Here is a 20,286-nt window from a genome sequence, read left to right on the forward strand (position 1 = left end):
GGCGGATCTGGCACCCTGGGCCGATGACCCTCGACACGCCCCCGTGCGCGGAACTGCACCTGCACATCGAAGGCACGCTCGAGCCCGAGATGGTGTTCGCGCTCGCCGACCGCAACCGCATCCGCCTCGATTCCGCCGGGCCGGACGAACTCGCCGCCCGGTACGCGTTCACGAACCTGCAGTCCTTCCTCGACCTGTACTACGCCAACATGGACGTGCTGCGCACCGAGGACGACTTCGCCGACCTCACGAGCGCGTACGTGCGCCGAGCCGCGGCGGGCGGGGTGCGCCACGCCGAGATCATGTTCGACCCGCAGGCCCACACCAGCCGCGGGGTCCCGCTCGAGGTGAGCGTCGCGGGCGTCGCCCACGGATTACGGACGACGGCCGCCGAGCTGGGCATGAGCACGCGCCTCATCGCGGCGTTCCTGCGGGACCGGCCCGAACAGGAGGCGATCTCCGTGCTCGAGCAGCTGCTCGATCAGGACGCGCCCATCGCCGCGATCGGTCTCGACTCGGCCGAGGTGGGCAACCCGCCGGCGAAGTTCACGCGGCTGTTCGAGCTGGCCCGGGCGCGCGGCCTCGACCTCGTGGCGCACGCGGGGGAGGAGGGCCCGCCCGAGTACGTGTGGCAGGCGATCGACCTGCTCGGGGTGTTCCGGGTCGATCACGGCATCCGCTCCGTGGAGGACTCCCGGCTCGTGGCCCGGCTCGTAGCCGACCGCACGCCGCTGACGGTGTGCCCGCTGTCGAACGTGCGGCTGCGGGCCGTGGACTCGATCGCGGCCCATCCGCTGGGGGTCATGCTCGAGGCGGGCCTGAACGTGAGCGTGAACTCGGACGATCCGGCCTATTTCGGCGGCTACGTGGACGACAACTTCCGGGCCGTCCGCGACGGCCTCGGCCTCGGACGCGATCAGCTGGCCACGCTGGCCCGGAACTCGATCGCCTCCTCCGTGCTGCCCGCGGGGCGCGGGGGCGAGTTGCTGGCCGAGATCGACGCGTGGGCGGCCGCGCCGGCCGACTGAACGGGCGCCCCGCCCGGAGGCGCCGGTCTCAGGGGTGGGTGCGGCCGAGCAACTCCTCCCCGGCGAGATGGCGGCGCAGGTTCTCCTCGATGAGCCGGCCCGGGTGCTGGGGTCGCCCACCGGCGGAATGCGGGGTGAGGATGAGGTTCGGCGCGGCCCAGAGCGGGGAGTCCGCCGGGAGCGGTTCGGTGCGGAACACGTCGAGCGCGGCGCCGGCGATCGTGCCCGCGCGCAGCGCCTCGAGCAGGGCGTCGTCGTCGACCACGGAGCCGCGGCCGACGTTGACGAACCAGGCGTGGGCGGGCAGTGCACCGAAGACCTCGCGCGAGATGATCGAGTCGGTCGCCGCCGTGCCCGGCAGGATCGAGACGAGCGCATCGGTCGCGGGCAGGATCCGCGGCAGATCGTCCGGGGTCACGACCGGGTGGCCGTGCCGGTCCCCGGCGCTGCGGGCCACCCCCGTGACCTGCGCCCCCATCGCGCTCAGGTAGCCGGCGAGCACGGCGGCGATGCCGCCGAAGCCCCAGATGGTCACGCGCGCCCCGGAGATCTGCGTGAATCCCGTGCGCTTGACGGTCTGGTTGCCACTGAGCGGCCGGAACCACTCGCTGCGCTGCTGGGCGAGCGTGGTCTGGTCGAGTCGGCGGGCGGCCGCGAGCAGGAGCGCCAGGGTGTGCTCGGCGACCGGCACGTCGTGGAGACCGACACCGCCGAGGATCGGCACCCCCGGGGCGAAGCCCGCGGCGTGGAGGGAGTCCGTGCCCGCCATGAGCCCCTGGATATACGCCAGGTTCGGCAGCTCGGCCGCCAGCGTGGCGAGCCGGGCGGGCGGGTTGAGCCAGCTCACGAGCACCGCGGCGTCGCGGTGCTCCGGCGGAATCGGCTCGCGGACGTCGTAGCGGACGTCTTCGACTCCTTCCGGCGGCGTGAACTCGATCGGGATGACGGTGGGCACGAGGATCTTCACGAGCCCCACCGTAATGGCCGGGCGCGGGGTCGGTGGCGAGCCGGCGCGCGGAGTGGCGCCGGGGAGGTTTCGGACTCGGGGTTAGGGTGAGGGCGCCCCTTCGCTCCCACACGTGAGGACATCGATGCGACGCCGTCTCCTGATCGTCCCGCTCACGGCTCTCGCCCTGACGCTTGCAGGCTGCACGGACCCCTCTCCGGAGGTGTCCGCGGAGGCCGGCGATGCGAGCCCGGCGGCGAGCGGCGCGGCGGAGCAGCAGGCGGCGCGGCCGCGTCCGGGAGACGACTGGAACGCGGCCGATCGCGAGTACGTGCCCGCCGTGCTGGCCGATCTCGAGGGGCTGGTCGTGCTGCACGAGGAGCTGCTCGGCGTGGAGGAGCTGCCCAAGCGTGCGCAGGAGCTGGCGAGCGGCCTCGATGCGGTGCTCACGATGGAGGTCGCGGAACTGACCGACCTCATGGATTCGGTCGACGGCCTCGAGCCCGTCCGGGCCGACACGACCGCGGCCGTCGAGGCCATCGCCTCCGCCGGGTCTCCCGCCGACGCGCTCGCCGTCTACCTGCCCGCGGTGACCGAGCTCTACGATTCCGCGATCGAGCGCAGCAACGACGTGCTCGAGGCGGGCGCGGCCGAACAGGTGCGCACCCTCGCCCAGGACCTGGCCGAGGGCCTCGCCGCGGACGCGGAGCAGGTGGCCGGGCTCGAGGCCGAGGCCGAGTAGCGCGCCGCCGACTCGGCGATCAGGCGGCCGAGTCCTCGTCCCGCGCGGGTTCCTGGTTCTCGGACATGCCCGCGTCGTCGATCAGGTGCATCCGGTGCGCCCAGGCGTAGCCGATGCTTCCCAGGACGATCCCGGCGATGCAGATGAGGAAGTAGCGGTTCGAGGGCGCGGCCCCCGCCAGGCGCATGATCGCGAGCGCGGCGATGGTCAGGATCCAGCCGACGATCCCGGCCAGGAAGATCGCCTTGGCGTTGACGCGGGCCGGGGACAGCTCGCTGGGAGGGGTCTCGCTCACCTGGGCGATGCTAGCGGGATTCACGCCGCGGTGCCCGCGGGGCGGCCCCGTGTCGGCCGGTCGTGGGAGGGCGATCCCGGTGTCGAAACGATTCGGCCGGATGTGACGTAGGGCATTTACTTAGCTTAACTAATGACCTAGGCTCGTCCGTGATGACGACCCCCACCCAGCCCATCCGCCGCACCGAGCCGCCGCTCGCCACCAGGCTGCGCATCACCCTGCTGCGCACCTCGCGCCGGCTCCGGAACGAGAGCGCGGGCACCCTGCCGGAGGGGCACCTGTCGGTGCTCTCCGCCCTGTTCACCCACGGCGCGCTCTCACCGGGAGAGCTGGCCGAGCGCGAGCACGTGCGCCCGCCGTCGATGACCCGCACCCTCCAGCATCTCGAGGGGGAGGGCTACCTCGAGCGGGCCACGCACCCCACCGACGGGCGTCAGGTCGTCATCTCCCTCTCGCCCGCCGGCGAGGAGTACATCCGCGAGACCCGGCGCCGCCGCGATCAGTGGCTGCAGCGACGGCTCGCCTCCCTCACCCGCGACCAGCGCGCGATCCTGGCTCAGGCCGAGTCCATCCTGCGGGAGGTGATCGACTGATGCGGCGGATCTTCGCCTCCCTCGTCTTCTACAACTACCGGCTGTGGTTCGCCGGGGCGCTCGTGGCCAACATCGGCACCTGGATGCAGCGCGTGGCCCAGGACTGGGTCGTGCTCACGGTCCTGACCGACAACTCGGGGTTCGCCGTCGGGGTCGTGACTGCGCTGCAGTTCATCCCCACGGTCGTCCTCACCCCCTACGCCGGGGTGATCGCCGACCGGTTCAACCGCCGCAAGATCCTCGTGCTCACCCAGGCGATGCTCGGCCTGCTCGCGCTCGGGCTGGGGATCTTCATCCTCACGGGGATCGCGGAACTGTGGCACGTGTACGTCTTCGCCTCGCTCCTCGGCGTCGTCTCCGCCTTCGACGCCCCCGCCCGGCAGGTGTTCGTCTCCGAACTCGTGCCGACCTCCCAGCTCGGCAATGCCGTGAGCCTCAACTCCGCCTCCTTCAACGCCGCCCGCCTGATCGGGCCCGGGGTCGCGGGCCTGGGGATCGCGGTCGTGGGCCCGGGCTGGATCTTCATCATCAACGCGGTGAGCTTCGCCGGAACCATCCTCGCCGTCGTCGTCATGCGAGCCTCCGAACTGCAGCCGGTGCGCAAGACGAAACGGGAGAGTGGGCAGCTCCGGGCGGGATTCGACTACGTGCGCCGCCGCACCGACATCCTCGTCATCATGGTGACGATCTTCGTCGTCTCGAGCCTCGCGCTGCACTTCCAACTCACGTCGGCGGTGATCGCGACCCAGGTCTTCCACCGCGGGGCCGGGGAGTACGGGATCCTCGGCTCGGCGATGGCGATCGGCTCCCTCGCCGGAGCGCTCATGGCGGCGCGCCGGAGCCGGCCGCGCGTGCGGCTCGTGGTGATCTCGGCGTTCGGATACGGGATCTCGGCCGGGCTCATGGCGATCATGCCGACCTACGAGCTCTTCCTGATCATGACGATCCCGGTCGGATTCTTCACGCTGACGATGATGACCGCCGCGAACGCCGCGATCCAGATCGGCTCGGATCCCGCGATGCGGGGCCGGGTCATGAGCCTGTACCTCGTAGTGCTCTTCGGCGCCAAGCCCGTCGGCGCTCCCCTGATCGGCTGGATCGCCGAGGCGGTGGGCGGGCGCTGGGCGATCGGCGTCGGGGCGATCGCCGCCATCCTCGTGGCGATCGCAGCCGCGATCTGGACCAAGCGCAATTGGGGCGTCGAGGTCACCTACAGCCTGCGCACCCGCCCCCACGTGCTCCTCACCCACCCGGAGGAGCGGGAACTGCAGGACCAGGTGGGAGTCGATCTCGCCGCCCAGCAGGCCCGGGACCGCGCGGCGTGAGTGGGCGGCGTCCCGCCCCGCGTCCGGTCACCGCCCCTCACGGCGGCGCGGAGGACGGCGGTGGCGGTCAGGCCGGGTCGAGATCGAATGCGTCGCTGATGGCGCGGGCCAGTGCCGGCTCCTGATCGTCGAAGAGCAGGCCGATCACCCGGCCGACAGCGGAGCGGGGAACCCTCATGATGTTGTCGCAACTGATGACGCTGTCGTGGTCGAGGCCGTTGCGGGGTCCGACCGGGACTTCGGTCGAGAGGCCGCGGATCGTGCTGGTGATCGGCGCGACGGAGACCCAGGTGAGCAGATGCAGTGCGGATTGTCGGGTCAGGATCAGGGCTGGGCGCCGCTTGTCCAAAAGCACCGCGGAGATCGTGCGCATCAATCCAGTGGTGGGTGCGGTGGGTCGAGCAGGCCGTCGAGGTCCGGGTAGACGCTCTCGCCCCGCTGCGTCGCGGCGCGTAGGGCGGCCTCGTCACGACGGTAGCGCTGCGAGCGTTGAAGTCGGGCGATACTGCGCCGGACGGCGTCGGAGCGGCTCGCGGCGCGACCCTCGGTGACCTCGTTGTCGAGTGCAGCCAACTCACGAGCGTCGAGCCTGATCGCGATCTGAGTGGTCATGCTTCAAGAATAGCCTCGACGTCAACCGTGTGGTATGCACGTTCAGGCATGTGCGGCCCCGACAAATCGGGCCGGCCGCTCAGCCCAGCGTGGAGCCCAGGTGTAGAACAAACGTCGAACGCGGTGCTGTGGCTCACCAGGTTTCGAGCGGACGCGGAGCCGCTCACGGGCGAGGACGTCACCGCGGAGCCGGAAGCTTGATGATTCGCGGAGCCGTATACCGGATCGATATCGGCCGGCCCCGGAACCATGAGCAGGGCGGCAAGCGTCTGGGTCTGGTCGTGTCCCCGGCGGACTCGCCGGACGGTCGAGGCGGATCCTGGTCGACCGGATCCGCTCGATCGACAAGGACTATGTCGTGGGTGATCCGGTCGACTATCCGACCCGGGACCAGCTCGCAGCGGTCGAGCTCGCGTTGGCCCACGACCTGGGCGTCCAAGGAGCCGGCTCTCCACGACCCTGATAGCCGCCCGCTGCGGGATCCCTCGGGTGAGCCCGAGTCAGAGCCGCTCGACCACGTAGTCGATGCAGGCGGTGAGCGCCTCGACGTCCGCCGGGGCCACGGCCGGGTACATCCCGATCCGCAGCTGGTTGCGGCCCAGCTTGCGATAGGGCTCCGTGTCGACGACACCGTTCGCGCGCAGGGTCGCCGCGAGCGACTTCGCGTCGATCCCCTCGTCGAAGTCGATCGTACCGACGACGGGTGAGCGGTTCGCGGTCGAGGTCACCCAGGGCCGGGCGAACGTCGAGCTCTCCGCCCAGCCGTACAGGGTCGCCGCGCTCGCCGCGCTGCGCTCCACGGCGAAGGGGAGCCCGCCGCCGGCGAACATCCAGTCGAGCTGCTCGGCCAGCAGCGCCAGCGTGACGATCGCCGGGGTGTTGAGGGTCTGCTCGAGCCGGGAGTTCTTGACGGCGGCGGCGAGCGAGAGGCTCTGCGGCACCCACCGCGAGCTCAGGCGCTCGATCCGCTCGAGCGCCGCCGGGGAGAGGAGCGCCAGCCACAGGCCGCCGTCGGAGGCGAAGGACTTCTGCGGCGCGAAGTAGTAGGCGTCGGTCTGGGCGAGGTCGATCGCGACCCCGCCCGCGGCGCTCGTGGCGTCCACGAGCATGAGCGCGCCCGCATCGGCGCCCGCGACCCGCCGGACCGGGTTGACCACTCCGGTCGAGGTCTCGTTCTGTACCCACGCGTAGGTGTCGATGCCGGCGCCCGCCCGGGGGCCCACGCCCGTCCCGGGCTCGGACGTGACCATGTCGGGTTCGGAGAGCCACGGGGCGGCGGCCCCGGCGGCGGCGAACTTGGCGCCGAACTCGCCCGCGTGGGCGAACTGGGCCCGGTCGTCGATGAGCTGGAAGGTCGCAGCATCCCAGAAGAGGGTCGACCCGCCGTTGCCGAGCACCACCTCGTAGCCGGCGGGTGCGTCGAAGAGCTCGGCGGTCATCCGGCGCACCCGCGCGACCAGATCCCGCACGGGCGGCTGCCGGTGGGAGGTGCCCACGACGCTCGGGTTGAGGCGCAGCACCGCCTCGAGTTGGGAGTCCCGCACGAGGCTGGGGCCGGCTCCGAACCGGCCGTCGTCGGGAAGCAGGTGCGCGGGAATCGTGATCACGGGCCGAGTTTATCCCGACTCCTCGGGCCACCCAGTAGGCTGGGCCCGGACCTGGGAGGGTATGTGAGTGACCTGATCGACACCACGGAGATGTATCTCAAGACCGTCCTGGAACTGGGCGAGGAGGGCATACCGCCGATGCGCGCGCGCATCGTCGAGCGGCTCGGCCATTCCGGGCCCACGGTGTCGCAGACCGTCGCGCGGATGGAGCGCGACGGCCTCATGGTCGTCACCGCCGACCGCCATCTCGAGCTCACCGACGAGGGGCGCGCCCGCGCCACCCGGGTCATGCGCAAGCACCGCCTCGCCGAACGCCTCCTGATCGACGTCATCGGACTCGACTGGCCGCACGTGCACGAGGAGGCGTGCCGATGGGAGCACGTCATGAGCGAGCAGGTCGAGCGCCGGCTCATCCGGCTGCTCGGCAATCCGCACTGGGACCCGTACGGCAACCCGATCCCCGGCCTCGACGAGCTCGGCCTCGACGCCTCGCCGGACGAGCCGGTGACCCCGCTGTCGGACCTGCTCGCCCAGGGGCGGGAGGCGGTCATCGTGCTCGCCCGGATCGGCGAACCGCTCCAGGTCGACACCGAGGTGCTCGCGCGCTTCGCCGAGCTGGGGATCGGCCCGGGGGTGGGGCTGCGGGTGGGTCACGACGGCCATCTGCTCACGCTCGCCCGCACGGACGACGCGGGCGAGGGTCCGGCCGGCGTGCTCGAGGTGCCGCTCGACCTCGCCAAGCATCTGTTCGTCGCCCGCCCGTAGTCGCTCTCGACCTTCGTATCGAGCAGGCTCGACCTTCGGGTGACCGGCCGTCGCCGTGTGATGTCCGCCACAGATGCCCGGGGTGCTGGGTGGCCGGGCCCTCGGGGTGGGGGTGGGACACCCCCGGGATCCTGCGGGTTCGGCTCCATCCACAGGGGGAGCAGGGTGGCCGGGGTCATCCCCAGGTATGAGAGCTCCGTAACCTTAACGTGACATGCGGGCGATCCGTCGGGTACGTTGGCGAACGTTCATCACGGAATTCTTGCCCATCGATGAGCCTGGACCCGGCCGCTCAGCCCCGTCACCGAGTCCTGATTCCCACCACATCTCAATAGGACGGGGGCGGAGGAACCATCAGCGGTGCCCAGCACCTTGGGGTGCAGTCCGAACCGGGAGTTCGATCGTCGATCGGCCCCACGGAACGGGCCAAGTGTTCTCCCACTTGAACCCGACAGCTTACTTCGCAGGCGTAAGGAGAGGTAGATCCTTGTCTCAGAGCAACACTGGCGCCCGGCACCGTGCGGCGCGCCGACCCATCACGCCGCTGCACACCCTCGGCCACGTCGTCACCGGCCCCGCCGGTCGCCGGACCGCCGTCGCGGCGGCCTCCTCGGGGCTGGTGCTCACCCTCACCGCCGGCGCGAGCCTCGCCGCAGTGCAGCCGAACGCTCGCGCAGCGCAGCCGGGCACGGCCCCGACCGCCGCGCTCGCCGTCCCCGGCGCGAACCAGATCAAGACCGAGCCCACGGTGAGCGTCGACTCGGACACCGAGTGGTCCTTCGTGACCGACGAGGTCTCCGCCGAGGCGCCTGAGCCGCTGCCCGAGCCGGAGCCGCGGGTCGCCCCGGTCTCCCGCTCCAACAACCGCAGCGCAGCGCCGGCACCCGCCGCCGCGGCCCCGGCCGAGAAGGCCCCCGTCGGCTCCGAGGCGACGCCCTCGGCCAGCGGCAACGCCATCGTCGACATCGCCCGCCGCTACGTCGGCACGCCGTACGTGCACGGCGGCTCCACGCCGTCCGGCTTCGACTGCTCCGGCTTCACCCAGTACGTCTTCGCCCAGCTCGGCATCTCGCTGCCGCGCAGCTCCGGTGCCCAGCGCGGCGCCGGGCGCGTCGTCTCCGCGAGCGAGGCCCGCCCCGGAGACCTGGTCTGGGCGCCCGGCCACGTCGGCATCTACACCGGCGGCGGCAACCACATCGCCGCCCGGCAGCCCGGCACGCCGCTGTACGAGAGCGTGATCTACATGTCGAACCCGACCTTCATCCGCGTCACCGGCTGACTGCCCGCCGCGGAGCGAACGGCCCGGTCCCCTCGGGGGCCGGGCCGTTCGCCGTCTCCGGGGGGACCGTGTAGGCCCCAGTGAGCCCCAGTGATGCTCAGTGAGCCCCGGTGAGCCCCGGTGAGTCCAGGTGAGCCCCCCATGAACCTCGGTGGGCACAGGGACCCCCGTGCGGCCCGTGCGCCTGGGTGGACTGGGTGAACGGACGGCCTTGCCCTCGCCCGGCGGCGGCGCATCGAGGTGCGGGACGGGTCACCCATGGTGGACAATGGCCGAAGAACAGCCCAGGAGATGGGGGTCGGAAGGTCATGACACGCGAACAAGTAGTGATGGTGGGGGTCGACGGATCCGCCGCGAGCCTGCAGGCGCTCGACTGGGCCGCCGCCTTCGCGGAACGGATCGGCTGGCGGGTGCACATCGTGTGCGCCTATGCGCTGCCGACGTTCGCGGCCGCGAGCATGGATGGCGGCTACGCCACCCTCGACGACGCGTCGATCCGCGACGGCGCCCAGGCCGTGCTCGACGAGGCCGCGGCACGACTGGCCGGGTGTGATCTCGAGGTCACCTCCGCCCTCGAGACCGGCGACCCCGCGGGGGTGCTGGTCGAGCTGTCGAAGAAGGTGTGCCTGACCGTCGTCGGCACGCGGGGTCACTCCGGCTTCGCCGAGCGGATCCTGGGAACCGTCTCCTCCGCGCTGCCGGCCCATGCACACTGCCCGACCGTGGTCGTGCCCCACCGCGACGACGCGGCGAGCAAGCTGCCGGTCCGGCGGATCGTCGTCGGCGTCGACGGCTCGGACTCGGCCAAGGTGGCGCTGAAGAACGCGATCGACCACGCCCAGCTGTGGGACGCGGAGCTCACCGCCGTCATCGGGCTGCCGATCGGCACGGGGTCGGGCCTGCTCGGCTGGCTCCCCGCCGCGGTCGACAGCGAACAACTCCTGGCCGACTGCAAGGAGGGCCTCGACGTCACGGTCAACGCGGCGCTCGAGGGCCACGAGGGCGTGACGGTGCGCCGACACGCGCTCGACGGGTCCGGGGCCGCGCTGCTGTCGGAGTTCTCCACGGCGGTCGATCTCGTGGTCGTGGGCACGCGCGGACGCGGCGGCTTCGCCGGCCTTCTGCTCGGGTCGACCTCACAGGCGGTGCTGCACCATTCCGAGTGCCCGGTGCTCGTCGTGCCCTCGCGCACCAAGGACGAGGATCTGCCGCCGCTCGCGCCCTGGAACCGCAACGTCCAGCCGTAGGCACGACGACCCGACGGCCCCGGAGCCGAACGGCCCGGGGCCGAACGGCCCGGGGCCGGTCGCCTCAGCGGCGGTCCTCGATCCAGCCACGGAGCACGACGGCCTGATTGTGTTCCTCGTCCTTGGCGGAGAAGAGCAGCGTCACCTCGCCCCGTGCGGCGGCCTCGAGGAGCGGAGCGGCCTGCTCCCGGTTCTCCTCGAGCTCGCCGCGGTACCGCTCCGCGAACTCCGCGAACCGCTTCGGGTCGTGCCCGAACCATCGGCGCAACTCCGTGCTCGGACCGGCCTCCTTGAGCCAGACGTCGTGCGGCAGGTCGGTCTTGGCCACACCTCGCGGCCAGAGCCGGTCCACGAGGAACACGCTCGGGTGGTCCGGACCCGTGAGCGCGGCCTCGACCGAGGCGTGAGCAGGATTGCCGCGGCGGGCATCGTAGACCCGCACCAGTTCGATCGCTGTCATGCCTCCAGTCTCCCGCCGTCGGGCAGTCTCGGGAAGGGGCCGGGAAGGGGCCGGGACAGGGCCGGGACAGGCCGGGAAAGCGCCCGGGAGGCGCCCGGGAAGCTCAGCCGGTGAGGCCGTGATCGGCGAGGAACGTGCTCGCGATGTCGGGGGTGGATTTCGCATCGACCTGGCTGGCCACGTTCAGGGCGATGAGGGCATCGGCGCTCAGGGCGGCGCTGACCGGGTCGATCACGTCCGCGATCTCGTCGGCCAGGTCGCTGCTCACGAGCGGCACGACGTTCGAGGCGAGGAACAGCCCGTCCGGATCCGCGAGCACCACGAGGTTCTGGGTCTGGATGCGCGGATCCGCCGTGAACACGTTGGCCACGTTCACGGTGCCGGCGAGCAGGTCCTCGACCGTCGTATCGCCGGTGGCCTTGAAGTCGACCGTGATGCCGTAGACCTCCTTGAGCCCGTCCGGGCCGTAGGGGCGCTCCGCGAGCTCCGGCGGTCCACCGAGCACGAGGTCGGTGTCCACGTTCGCCAGGTCCGCGATCGAGGCGAGCTCGTAGGTGTCGGCGAATTCGGAGGTGACCGTGTAGGAGTCCTGATCGCTGGCCTCGGCCGCGTCGAGCACGGTGAGACCCGCGGGCAGCGCCTCGACAAGCGCGGCGTACACGTCGTCGGGCTTGCGCGCCTCCGTATCGGGATCGAAGAACTGCAGCAGGTTGCCCGTGTACTCCGGGAACAGGTCGATGTCGCCGTTCTCGAGCGAGGGCATGTAGGCGTCCCGCTGGCCGATGTTGAACTGCCGCTGCACGGTGTGGCCGGCGTCCTCGAGCGCCTGGGCGTAGATCTCGGCGATGATCTCGTTCGAGTAGTACGCCTGCGAGCCCACCACGATCGTCTCCGTGCCCGCCGACCCCGTCGCGTCGTCGTCGCCCGCCGAGGGGTCGGGCGCGAGCGGGTCGGAGGAACTGCACGCCGCCAGGGTGAGCGCGAGCGCCGCGGCCGTGACGGCCCAGCCGGTCTTCGTTCGTTTCGTCATCGTGCCTTCCTTAATCTGACCTGTGGACGACGGAGCTCGCCTCCGCCCGATGGTCGAGGGTATCGCTGGGGGAGGGATCGCCGATGGTACCCGCCCCGTTCGACACGGCCCCGTCCGACACGGCGCCGGTCGCGGACCCGGAGGCACGGGAGGCACGGGAGGCACCGGCGGCCCGGGCGGTGCGCAGCCCCCGCGGGACGGCGGCGCGCTGCGCGAGCGCACCCGCGCCGTCCAGGATCAGGGCGGTGAGCGCGAGCACGAGCGCGCCGCCGAGCACCATGTCGTAGCGGCGCAGCGGGATCCCGGCGATGATGTACTGGCCGAGGCCGCCGAGCCCGACGTAGGCACCGATCGTCACGGTGGCGATCACCTGGAGCACGGCGGCGCGGATACCGCCGACGAGCAGTGAGCGCCCGAGCGGGATCTCGACCCGGCGCAGGATCTGCCACTCGGTCATGCCCACGGCCCGGGCCGCGCCGATGACGCGCCGGTCGATGGACTCGCAGCCGGCGTACGCGCCGGCGAGCAGGGAGGGGATCGCCAGCAGCACGTAGCTGATGAGCGCCGCGAGCGGCTTGTGCAGCACCCCGAACAGGAGCACGAGCAGCACGAGCAGGCCGAACGAGGGCACGGCTCGGGCCGCGCCCGAGACGGTCACCGCCACCTCCCGGCCGCGCCCGGTGTGCCCGATCCACCAGCCGAGCGGCACCGCGACCAGGGCCGCGAGCCCGACGGCGGCGAACGTGTAGGCCAGGTGCACCCCGATCGCCGTCCAGATGCCGTCGCCGCCCGCGAGCGGTTCGGCGGAGAAGAGCCAGGCCCAGGCGTCGGCGAGGAGGTTCATGCGCCGTTCCTCGCCTCGGTCGCCGTGGTGCGGCGATCGAGATGGGCCCAGGGCATGAGCCGGCGTCCGGCCAGCACGAGGAGCAGGTCGATGAGCGCCGCGATGAGCACCACGGTGAGCACCCCGGTGAGCACCTCGGGCACGATCCGGCGCTCGAGGCCGTTGGTGAACAGGTAGCCGAGGTTCGTCACGCCCACGAGGATGCCGACCGTGGCCAGGGCGATCGTCGAGGCGGCAACGACCCGCAGGCCCGCGAGGATGACGGGGCCCGCGAGCGGGAGCTCGACCGCCCGCAGCCGCCGGGCGGTCGAGTAGCCGAGGGCGGTGGCCGCGAGCCGCGTATCGGGGGAGACGGAGTCGAGCCCGTCGACCACGCTGCGCACGAGCAGGGCCGTGGCGTAGACGGTCAGGGAGATGACGAGGTTCGATTCGTCGAACGGGGCGATGCCGACGATGCCCGGCACGATCATGAGCAGGGCGAGGGAGGGGATGGTGTACATGAGGCCGGTCGTGGCCACGATCGGCCCCCGCAGGACGCGCCACCGCCACGCGACCCAGCCGAGCGGCAGGGAGACGAGCACCGAGAGCAGGACCGGCACGAGGCTCTGGCGCAGGTGCTCGAGGCTCAGCGTGCCGATGAGCCCGAGGTTCTCGCCGACCCAGGTCACGGCGCCTCGTCGACCAGGGTCCCGTACGGGCGGCCGTTCGCGTCCACCACGATCGGGCCGCGGTCGGTCTGCTCGATGTGCAGCGCCCGGTCGCCGTGATGGGCGCCGATGAAGTGGGACACGAACTCGTTCGCCGGCCGGGACATGATCTCGGTGGGCGTGCCCACCTGGGCGATCCGCGCCCCGGTCTCGACGATGGCCACCTGGTCGCCGAGCAGGAACGCCTCGTCGACGTCGTGGGTGACGAACACGATGGTCTTGCCGATCTCCCGCTGCAGGCGCAGGAGCTCCTCCTGCAGCTCGGCCCGCACGATCGGGTCGACCGCCCCGAACGGTTCGTCCATGAGGAGGATGTTCGGGTCGGCCGCCAGGCCGCGGGCGACGCCGACGCGCTGCTGCTGCCCGCCGGAGAGCTGGCTCGGGTAGCGGCGGGCGAGCGCGGGATCGAGCCCGACCGTGACCATGAGGTCGCGGGCCCGGGCCTGGGCGCTGCGCCGGCTCTGCCCGACGAGCCGGGGCACGGTCGCGATGTTGTCGAGGACGCTCACATGCGGCAGCAGCCCGGAGTTCTGCATGACGTAGCCGATCCGTCGCCGCAGCGCCACCGGATCGTGACCGGCGACGTCCTCGCCGTCGATCGAGACCACCCCGGAGGTCGGGTCGACCATTCGGTTGACCATCCGCATGAGCGTCGTCTTGCCGGAGCCCGAGGAGCCGACGAGCACCGTGGTCGAATGGGCCGGGATCTGCAGGGAGAAGTCCTCGACCGCGACCGTCCCGTCGGCGAACACCTTGGAGACGCCGTCGAATTCGATCATGGTGCTCCACCCTGCCGCCGGTTCCCTAGAGCCAACCACATTCACGGGGCCCGTGTCAGCACGTGTGCCCGCCTGTCGAGACCGGCACGTTCACTCCAGGGTCGACTTGATCGGCGCGTAGTCCTCGATGATCGCCTGGACCCGGGCGAATGCCGCCGCGTCCAGGCCCGCATCGCCGGTGACCTGACGCCACGCGCTCGGCACGACGTTGCCGAAATTGTGACCGTGATGGGCGGGCACCTGGTCGCCGAGCATCATGTCCACGAGCACCTGCAGACCCGTGACCACGGGGATCCAGCGCATCGAGGGGCTGACGTCGGCGCCGCGCTGATCGGGCTCGAGCCAGTCGGGGGACTGCCAGAACAGCCGGGGCCCGAGCCAGGTGACCGCGTCGGTGGCGTGCTGGAGGTAGAGCACGCGGGGCTTCTGCCACGGCTGCGGCAGGTCCGAGTCGTCGCCGGGCCGGGAGATCCAGCGCACCTCGCGGCCGCCGTCGAGCACGGGCTGCCAGGCCGGGCTGCCGGCATCCCGGGCGTCCTGGAGGTCGCGCCACAGCCGGGACCCGTTCGGGCTGCCCACGAACAGGGCGCCGTCGGTGCGCGTGCGCACGTCGGCCAGGTCGGCGAAGACGGCCTGGCTGCCGTGCGCGCCGAGGCTCAGGCCGTAGGAGACGAGCGTGGGCCGGTCGTCGGCGGGGAGCTGGGACCAGCGCTCGTACACGGCGTCGAAGAGGGTTCGTGCGGCGTGCACCGGGGCGTCGGGATCGAAGAGGAAGGAGTACCAGCTGGGCATGTAGGAGTACTGCATCGAGGCGATCGCCGTGTCGCCGGCGTGCAGGTACTCGAGGGCGTCGACCGCCTGCGGTTCGAGCCACCCCGAGCCGGTCGTCGTGGCGACCACGAGGATCGATCGGTCGAAGGCTCCGGTGCGCTCGAGCTCGGCGAGCACGAGGTCGGCCCGGGCGGCGTCGGTGGGGGCCGATTCCAGGCCCGCGTACACGCGGATCGGCTCCTTCGCGGCGAGCCCGGTCACCGCCTCGATCCGGGCCGCGGACGGGCCCCCGCCCACGAAGTCCGATCCATGGCGGCCGAGCGACTCCCAGGCGATCGCCGAGTCCGGGCCGGCGGATCGGTGGGCCGAGCCGGGCTCGGTCACCTCCGCGCTCACGCCGGAGTTGAGGCCGGAGAAGATCGAGTCCACCACGGCCAGGGCCCCCGCGCCGCCGGCGAGTGCCACCCCGGCGACGATGGACGTCGTCACCACGCCCGCGATGAGCGGGGAGAAGCGGCCGCGCAGGCGGCGGGAGAGGCGGCGCACGCCCTTGCCGATCGCGAGCAGCACCACGGTGAGCGGCACGAAGACGGCCAGGAACGCGCCCACATGGGTCGAGTCGGCCTCGGGCATCTCGACCATCCGGCGCACGTCGTTCTGCCAGTGCAGCGAGAGACCGGACAGGAGCGCGATCGAGGCGACCATCGCCGCGCCGTAGGCGATCCACGCGGCGCGCCCGCCGAGGCGCTGCTGCTCCGGGCGGATGAGACGGCGCAGCCACCGCCACACCAGCACGCCGATGAGGTAGCCCGCGCCGAAGGAGAGCGCCGTGATCGCGCCCTGCGCCGCGGCCGGGCGGGGCAGCAGCGACGGCGTGACCGACAGGATCGCGAACACGAGGCCGAGCGCGGCGCCGCCCGGGTCGAGGTGCCACCAGCGGCGCGCCTGCGGGGTGCGGGGTTCGTCCACGGAAAGCTCCCTGCTTCGGGCGCCTCGCATCGGTCCGGATCGCCGGTGCTGCACGGCCCAACTATAGGGCGGCCTCGGTCACGGGCCGCGTTGCGCGTGCCGCGTCTCGAGCGCCGGGATCTCGGCCGATAGGGTGGCCTCCATGCCCGAACCTCCCGCGGAGATGGAGTTGACGGTCGGAGAGGTCGACCGGTTGCTCGCCTCCCAGCACCCGGACCTGCGGGGCCCACTCGAGCGGGTCGCCCACGGCTGGGACAACGACGTGTTCCGCCTCGGCGAGGATCTGGCCGTGCGGCTGCCGCGGCGCCTGGCGGCTGCCGAGCTCGTGGTGAAGGAGCAACGGTGGCTGCCGCAAATCGCGCCGATGCTGCCGGTGCGGGTGCCCGTGCCCGTGGCGATCGGGCGGCCCGAGGGGCGTTATCCGTGGTCCTGGAGCGTCGTGCCGTGGTTCGAAGGCCGCCCGGCCTCCGAGGCGTCACCGCAGGAACGGGACGTGATCGCCGAGCAACTCGCTCAGGTGTTCACCGCCCTGCACGTGCCTGCGCCGGTGGATGCTCCGCCGAACTGGGCCCGGGGCGTGCCGCTGGCGGAGCGCGACGAGCACGTGTACGCCGCCCTGGCCGGGGAACCGCACCTGCGCTCCCTCTGGACTGCCGGCGTGACCGCGCCCCCGTGGCGGCGACCTGCGGTCTGGGTACACGGCGACGTTCACCCGGGCAACCTCGTGCTCGGGCATGGGCGTGAGTCCGGGATCGCCGCAGTCGTGGACTTCGGGGACCTGACGGCAGGGGATCCCGCCTACGATCTGGCGTGCATGTGGCTGACGTTCACCGAGCACGGGCGGCGCCGGTTCCGGGCTGCGCTGCCGGAGATCTATGACGACGCGGTCTGGCTCCGAGCGCGGGCGTGGGCCGCCTGGTTCGCCCACCTGCTCGCCGGCACGAGGGATCCGGGCAATCGGCGAGTGGGGCAGCACGGACTGAGCGGGCTCGCGGCGGAGCGGTAGCGGGACCGAGGGCGTGAGCCGGGCCCTCGCGGAATGTGGGCGCCGGCGGCGCCCACCCCCTTCTGGCCGGGCCCGGGCGGTGTTTCAATGGGGATGCATGAGGGCCATCTGGAGTGGTGCCATCGCCTTCGGCCTCGTCAACGTGCCGGTCAAGGCCTACGCGGCGACGTCCGACCACGACGTGCACCTGCACCAGGTGCACGATCGCGACGGCGGGCGGATCCGCTACGAGCGGCGCTGCGAGGTGTGCGGCGACAAGGTCGAGTACGCCCACATCGACCGTGCGTACGACGACGGCGAGAAGACCGTCGTGCTCGCGGCCGAGGACCTGGGGTCACTGCCCGCGGCCCAGCGCCGGGAGATCGAGGTCGTGCAGTTCGTCCCGAGCGCCCAGATCGAGCCGATCACCCTGTCGAGCAGCTACTACCTCTCCCCGGATCCGAAGGCGGCCAAGGCGTACACGTTGCTGCGGCGCACGCTCGAGAGCTCCGACGTGACGGCGGTCGTCACGTTCGCGCTGCGACAGCGCACGAACCTCGGGGTGCTGCGGGTGCACGAGGGGGTGCTCGTGCTCCAGGCGATGATCTGGCCGGACGAGTTGCGGGAGGTCGACCCGCCGGAGGAGGCGAGGGTCTCCGAGCGGGAACTCGGGCTGGCCGCCGACCTGGTGGATCAGCTGCGCGGCGACTTCGACGCCGATTCCTACGAGGACACCTACCAGGTGGAGCTGCGCACGCTCATCGACGCGAAGCTCACGGCGGGGGAGTCCGTGGACACGGCGGCCACGTTCGGTGAGGTCGCGGCCGAGACCGAGGACGGGGGCACCGTGATCGACCTCATGGAGGCACTCCGGCGCAGCATCGACGCCCGCAGGAAGCCGGCACAGGGCGCCTGAGGCGAGTCGCGTCGTCCTCCCGCTCGGCGGCGGGATCAGCGGGACCGGAGGATCCGCCGGTAGCCGCGGTCCCACGAGCGTTCGGTCAGTGGGACCACGACGTCCACGCCCTGGGACATGCGCGCGAGCACGCCGGCGCGCACGCCCATGAGGGAGCCGAGCATCGCGAGCGTGGAGATCGCTCCGATCGCCGCGATCGAGGCCATGGCCCAGCGGTAGTCGTGGATCGTGGTGGCCGAGCCCGCGGAACTGACGTCGAGCACGACGCCGACGGTCAGGGAGGCGATCATCGCGCCGGTGAACCCGCCTGCGTTGACCAGCCCGGTCGCGGTCGAGATCCGCACGGCCGGGTTGTAGTCGCGGGCGAGGTGGAAGCCGATCTGCGAGGTGGGTCCGCCGAGGGCGAGCACGACGAACACGAGGGTCACGACCGAGGCCGGCGGGCGCCCGCTGGGCCAGGCCGCGAGCACGGCGACGGCGAGCACGCAGGCGGCCGAGATCCCCAGTCCCATCGGGGTGCGCCAGCTGGGGCGGCGTCCGGCGAGCGGGCCGATGACGAAGCTGGCCACGAGGTTCGCCACCACGTAGATCGACAGCTGCGAGGCTGCGGCCTCGGCGGAGTAGCCGAGCCCCTCGGTCAGGTACGGATAGCCCCAGACGAGGGAGACGACCACGCCCGCGGTCATCGTGCCCTGATGGGTCCAGAATCCGAGCCGGGTCTCCCGGCGCGCCCAGGAGGAGCGCACGTTCCCCGCGGCCTCCCGCAGTGCCGACGGGGTCGCCGTGGTGGCTCCGGGCTCGGGGGCCGGTGGCAGCTCGCGATACGGCGCGGACACGGCCGGCCGCAGCAGCAGCAGCGAGTACACGATCGAGATCCCGCCCGTGAACAGGAACGTGCGGGTCCAGCCGAACTCGTCCAGCGCGAGCACGAGCGGCACGGTCGCGGCGAGGTTGCCCGCCATCCCGGCCAGCCCGGTGGCCATCGTGAGGATCGCGTACCGGCGCTTCGGGAACCACATCGCCGCCAGCCGCAGGACCGCGATGAACACGGCGGAGTCGCCGAGGCCGAGCAGTGCGCGCGCGCCGAGGGCGAGCGGATAGTTCGGGGCGATCGCGAACAGGAGCTGGGCGGTGCCGAGGATGAGGGTCGCGGTGAGCAGCACCTTCCGGGCTCCCCAGCGGTCGATCGCCAGGCCCGAGGGCACCTGCATGAGGGCGTACATTCCGAGCTGGACCATGACGAACGTGCCCAACTCGGTGGCCGAGATGTTCCAGCGCTCGACCGCGTCGGGGCCGGCGACCCCGAGGGAGGATCGGTGCAGCACCGCGAGGAAGTACACGCCGATCCCCACGAGCCAGACCAGCCAGGAGGACCGCCGGCTGCGGTCGTCGAGTCGGGTGAAGGCGGTGGTCACCCCGCCAACCTACCGAGACCCGTGCCGCCGGGGCACGTCGGTGGTCACGATGTCCACGGCGGCGACCGCGACGTCGGCCGGTGCCGTGCCCGGGCGGTGGTGGAACCATCTCCATGCGGTGCCGGTCACGGATAGCATCTCGTTCACAGAGAAGGGCAGGAGGGCATATATGGCGGATCTCGACTATGCGTAAAATCTGTTGCCTGGAGAGGAGAGGACCCGTGAGTATCGCCATCGCAGTTGACCAGGATGCCGACGCCGCCTACATCCGGTTGTCGACCGAGACCGTCGTCGAGACCCGAGAGGTCACCGAAGACGTGATGGTGGACCTCGATATGAACGGGATCGCGGTAGGAGTGGAGGTGCTTGGCCTCGACGCGGATATTCCGTACACCACCTTGTGCACTGAGTTCCACGTGCACTCCGACGTGGTCGACCTGCTGCGCCAGATCCGCCCGAGTGTGAGCGGCTTCGTCTCGCTGCGTTCCGCCTCCGGTGGAACGAGCATGAACACTCCCTCGTTGACGCGGGCCTGAGAACCGGCGCCCGGCCGAGAACTGTGCGCCTAGCCCTGCCGTGAGGTGGGTTGGCGCCGTGGCCGTCTCGCAGCGATCGGTATGCCCGGCTGCTGTCGGTGCGTGATACGAGGCGTTGCTGTCCGGGTTGTCGCACGTGGCGCCGTCGCGCCGATCTAGACCGTTGCTCCGGTGGGCGCCCCCGGCGCGATTCGAACGCGCGACCTACCGCTTAGGAGGCGGTTGCTCTATCCCCTGAGCTACGGGGGCGGGCGGCCGGATAGGGCCGGGGACATTGTGTCACGAGTCGGCACCGCACCGGTGACGCCGACCGGGGACCTCGCGCCGGCCGGTGTGCGGCCCGGTCGGGCCGTGCGGCCGTGCCGGGCCGTCGGCCGGGGCGGAGCGTGCGTCGCCACGCTCGAGCCGTAGCGAACACAAAGCACTTTGTGATAC

22 protein-coding genes, 1 tRNA gene and 1 riboswitch are annotated in these 20,286 nt (G+C 71.7%); of the genes, 10 read left to right on the plus strand and 13 right to left on the minus strand.

Annotated elements, in window-relative coordinates; translation table 11 throughout:
• Nucleotides 1-23 precede the first annotated feature (23 nt).
• Entirely contained in the window at nucleotides 24-1,028 is a 1,005-nt protein-coding gene (locus GCG21_RS00775; protein ID WP_152817382.1) for an adenosine deaminase, read from the plus strand.
• 28 nt (nucleotides 1,029-1,056) lie between these two features.
• Here GCG21_RS00775 and GCG21_RS00780 read toward each other — a convergent pair whose 3' ends face one another.
• The gene (locus GCG21_RS00780; protein WP_153877297.1) at nucleotides 1,057-1,995 is read right to left on the minus strand and encodes an NAD(P)-dependent oxidoreductase; all 939 of its coding nucleotides are present in this window, start codon (nucleotides 1,993-1,995) and stop codon (nucleotides 1,057-1,059) included.
• A 124-nt stretch (nucleotides 1,996-2,119) separates the two neighbouring features.
• Between GCG21_RS00780 and GCG21_RS00785 the strand changes: the two genes are divergently transcribed.
• Nucleotides 2,120-2,716 (plus strand): hypothetical protein, encoded by a 597-nt coding sequence (locus GCG21_RS00785; protein WP_152817383.1) that lies wholly within the window; start codon nucleotides 2,120-2,122, stop codon nucleotides 2,714-2,716.
• 19 nt (nucleotides 2,717-2,735) lie between these two features.
• Here the strand turns inward: GCG21_RS00785 and GCG21_RS00790 are convergent, their stop codons facing one another.
• Complete coding sequence (locus GCG21_RS00790) at nucleotides 2,736-3,011, minus strand: DUF2530 domain-containing protein (RefSeq protein WP_152817384.1); 276 nt, start codon at nucleotides 3,009-3,011, stop codon at nucleotides 2,736-2,738.
• 152 nt (nucleotides 3,012-3,163) lie between these two features.
• On the opposite strand from GCG21_RS00790, the gene GCG21_RS00795 reads away from it, so the two are divergent.
• A complete protein-coding gene (locus tag GCG21_RS00795; protein WP_152817385.1) occupies nucleotides 3,164-3,604 on the plus strand; it encodes a MarR family winged helix-turn-helix transcriptional regulator in 441 nt (146 codons plus the stop codon).
• Nucleotides 3,604-4,929, plus strand: a complete 1,326-nt coding sequence (locus GCG21_RS00800) for an MFS transporter (RefSeq protein WP_152817386.1) — start codon at nucleotides 3,604-3,606, stop codon at nucleotides 4,927-4,929. Before GCG21_RS00795 ends, GCG21_RS00800 begins: the two co-directional genes overlap by 1 nt.
• 67 nt (nucleotides 4,930-4,996) lie before the next feature.
• Here the strand turns inward: GCG21_RS00800 and GCG21_RS00805 are convergent, their stop codons facing one another.
• The 3 genes from GCG21_RS00805 to serC form a co-directional block, all read right to left on the minus strand.
• Nucleotides 4,997-5,302, minus strand: a complete 306-nt coding sequence (locus GCG21_RS00805) for a type II toxin-antitoxin system PemK/MazF family toxin (RefSeq protein ID WP_152817387.1) — start codon at nucleotides 5,300-5,302, stop codon at nucleotides 4,997-4,999.
• Nucleotides 5,302-5,541: a hypothetical protein gene (locus GCG21_RS00810; RefSeq protein ID WP_152817388.1), complete on the minus strand. Its 240-nt coding sequence runs from the start codon at nucleotides 5,539-5,541 to the stop codon at nucleotides 5,302-5,304. Before GCG21_RS00810 ends, GCG21_RS00805 begins: the two co-directional genes overlap by 1 nt.
• 500 nt (nucleotides 5,542-6,041) lie before the next feature.
• Nucleotides 6,042-7,145, minus strand: coding sequence for a phosphoserine transaminase (gene serC, locus GCG21_RS00820; protein WP_370517225.1), 1,104 nt, complete (start codon nucleotides 7,143-7,145; stop codon nucleotides 6,042-6,044).
• Between the two features lie 66 nt (nucleotides 7,146-7,211).
• Here serC and GCG21_RS00825 point away from each other — a divergent pair, with 66 nt between their 5' ends.
• The 3 genes from GCG21_RS00825 (at nucleotide 7,212) to GCG21_RS00835 (ending at nucleotide 10,439) form a co-directional block, all read left to right on the plus strand.
• On the plus strand, nucleotides 7,212-7,913 hold the full coding sequence (locus tag GCG21_RS00825) for a metal-dependent transcriptional regulator (RefSeq protein ID WP_153877300.1): 702 nt from the start codon (nucleotides 7,212-7,214) through the stop codon (nucleotides 7,911-7,913).
• Between the two features lie 309 nt (nucleotides 7,914-8,222).
• Nucleotides 8,223-8,397, plus strand: a riboswitch (cyclic di-AMP (ydaO/yuaA leader).
• Nucleotides 8,398-8,400: 3 nt separating this feature from the next.
• On the plus strand, nucleotides 8,401-9,192 hold the full coding sequence (locus GCG21_RS00830; RefSeq protein ID WP_227992851.1) for a C40 family peptidase: 792 nt from the start codon (nucleotides 8,401-8,403) through the stop codon (nucleotides 9,190-9,192).
• Nucleotides 9,193-9,500: 308 nt separating this feature from the next.
• Nucleotides 9,501-10,439, plus strand: a complete 939-nt coding sequence (locus tag GCG21_RS00835; RefSeq protein WP_152817390.1) for a universal stress protein — start codon at nucleotides 9,501-9,503, stop codon at nucleotides 10,437-10,439.
• A 64-nt stretch (nucleotides 10,440-10,503) separates the two neighbouring features.
• Here the strand turns inward: GCG21_RS00835 and GCG21_RS00840 are convergent, their stop codons facing one another.
• The 6 genes from GCG21_RS00840 to GCG21_RS00865 form a co-directional block, all read right to left on the minus strand.
• The gene (locus tag GCG21_RS00840; RefSeq protein WP_152817391.1) at nucleotides 10,504-10,899 is read right to left on the minus strand and encodes a DUF488 domain-containing protein; all 396 of its coding nucleotides are present in this window, start codon (nucleotides 10,897-10,899) and stop codon (nucleotides 10,504-10,506) included.
• A 103-nt stretch (nucleotides 10,900-11,002) separates the two neighbouring features.
• Nucleotides 11,003-11,929: an ABC transporter substrate-binding protein gene (locus GCG21_RS00845; RefSeq protein ID WP_152817392.1), complete on the minus strand. Its 927-nt coding sequence runs from the start codon at nucleotides 11,927-11,929 to the stop codon at nucleotides 11,003-11,005.
• A 10-nt stretch (nucleotides 11,930-11,939) separates the two neighbouring features.
• Nucleotides 11,940-12,773, minus strand: coding sequence for an ABC transporter permease (locus GCG21_RS00850; RefSeq protein WP_152817393.1), 834 nt, complete (start codon nucleotides 12,771-12,773; stop codon nucleotides 11,940-11,942).
• Nucleotides 12,770-13,441 carry an ABC transporter permease gene (locus GCG21_RS00855; RefSeq protein WP_153877306.1) on the minus strand — a complete coding sequence of 224 codons (672 nt, stop codon included), beginning with the start codon at nucleotides 13,439-13,441 and terminating at the stop codon, nucleotides 12,770-12,772. Before GCG21_RS00855 ends, GCG21_RS00850 begins: the two co-directional genes overlap by 4 nt.
• Nucleotides 13,438-14,259 (minus strand): ABC transporter ATP-binding protein, encoded by an 822-nt coding sequence (locus tag GCG21_RS00860; RefSeq protein WP_152817394.1) that lies wholly within the window; start codon nucleotides 14,257-14,259, stop codon nucleotides 13,438-13,440. Before GCG21_RS00860 ends, GCG21_RS00855 begins: the two co-directional genes overlap by 4 nt.
• Before the next feature lie 90 nt (nucleotides 14,260-14,349).
• On the minus strand, nucleotides 14,350-15,999 hold the full coding sequence (locus GCG21_RS00865; RefSeq protein ID WP_194164870.1) for an alpha/beta hydrolase: 1,650 nt from the start codon (nucleotides 15,997-15,999) through the stop codon (nucleotides 14,350-14,352).
• A gap of 142 nt (nucleotides 16,000-16,141) precedes the next feature.
• Between GCG21_RS00865 and GCG21_RS00870 the strand changes: the two genes are divergently transcribed.
• Nucleotides 16,142-17,005: an aminoglycoside phosphotransferase family protein gene (locus GCG21_RS00870; protein ID WP_152817396.1), complete on the plus strand. Its 864-nt coding sequence runs from the start codon at nucleotides 16,142-16,144 to the stop codon at nucleotides 17,003-17,005.
• Nucleotides 17,006-17,102: 97 nt separating this feature from the next.
• Nucleotides 17,103-17,900, plus strand: coding sequence for a Ku protein (locus GCG21_RS00875; RefSeq protein WP_152817397.1), 798 nt, complete (start codon nucleotides 17,103-17,105; stop codon nucleotides 17,898-17,900).
• A 35-nt stretch (nucleotides 17,901-17,935) separates the two neighbouring features.
• Here GCG21_RS00875 and GCG21_RS00880 read toward each other — a convergent pair whose 3' ends face one another.
• Nucleotides 17,936-19,315: an MFS transporter gene (locus GCG21_RS00880; protein WP_152817398.1), complete on the minus strand. Its 1,380-nt coding sequence runs from the start codon at nucleotides 19,313-19,315 to the stop codon at nucleotides 17,936-17,938.
• A 221-nt stretch (nucleotides 19,316-19,536) separates the two neighbouring features.
• Between GCG21_RS00880 and GCG21_RS00885 the strand changes: the two genes are divergently transcribed.
• Nucleotides 19,537-19,851 carry a DUF2283 domain-containing protein gene (locus GCG21_RS00885; protein WP_194164871.1) on the plus strand — a complete coding sequence of 105 codons (315 nt, stop codon included), beginning with the start codon at nucleotides 19,537-19,539 and terminating at the stop codon, nucleotides 19,849-19,851.
• Nucleotides 19,852-20,027: 176 nt separating this feature from the next.
• On the opposite strand, the gene GCG21_RS00890 is transcribed toward GCG21_RS00885, so the two are convergent.
• A tRNA-Arg gene (locus GCG21_RS00890) sits at nucleotides 20,028-20,100 on the minus strand.
• Nucleotides 20,101-20,286: the final 186 nt, after the last annotated feature.

The sequence above is a fragment of the Pseudactinotalea sp. HY160 genome (assembly GCF_009372055.1).
Classification (GTDB): Bacteria; Actinomycetota; Actinomycetes; order Actinomycetales; family Beutenbergiaceae; genus HY158.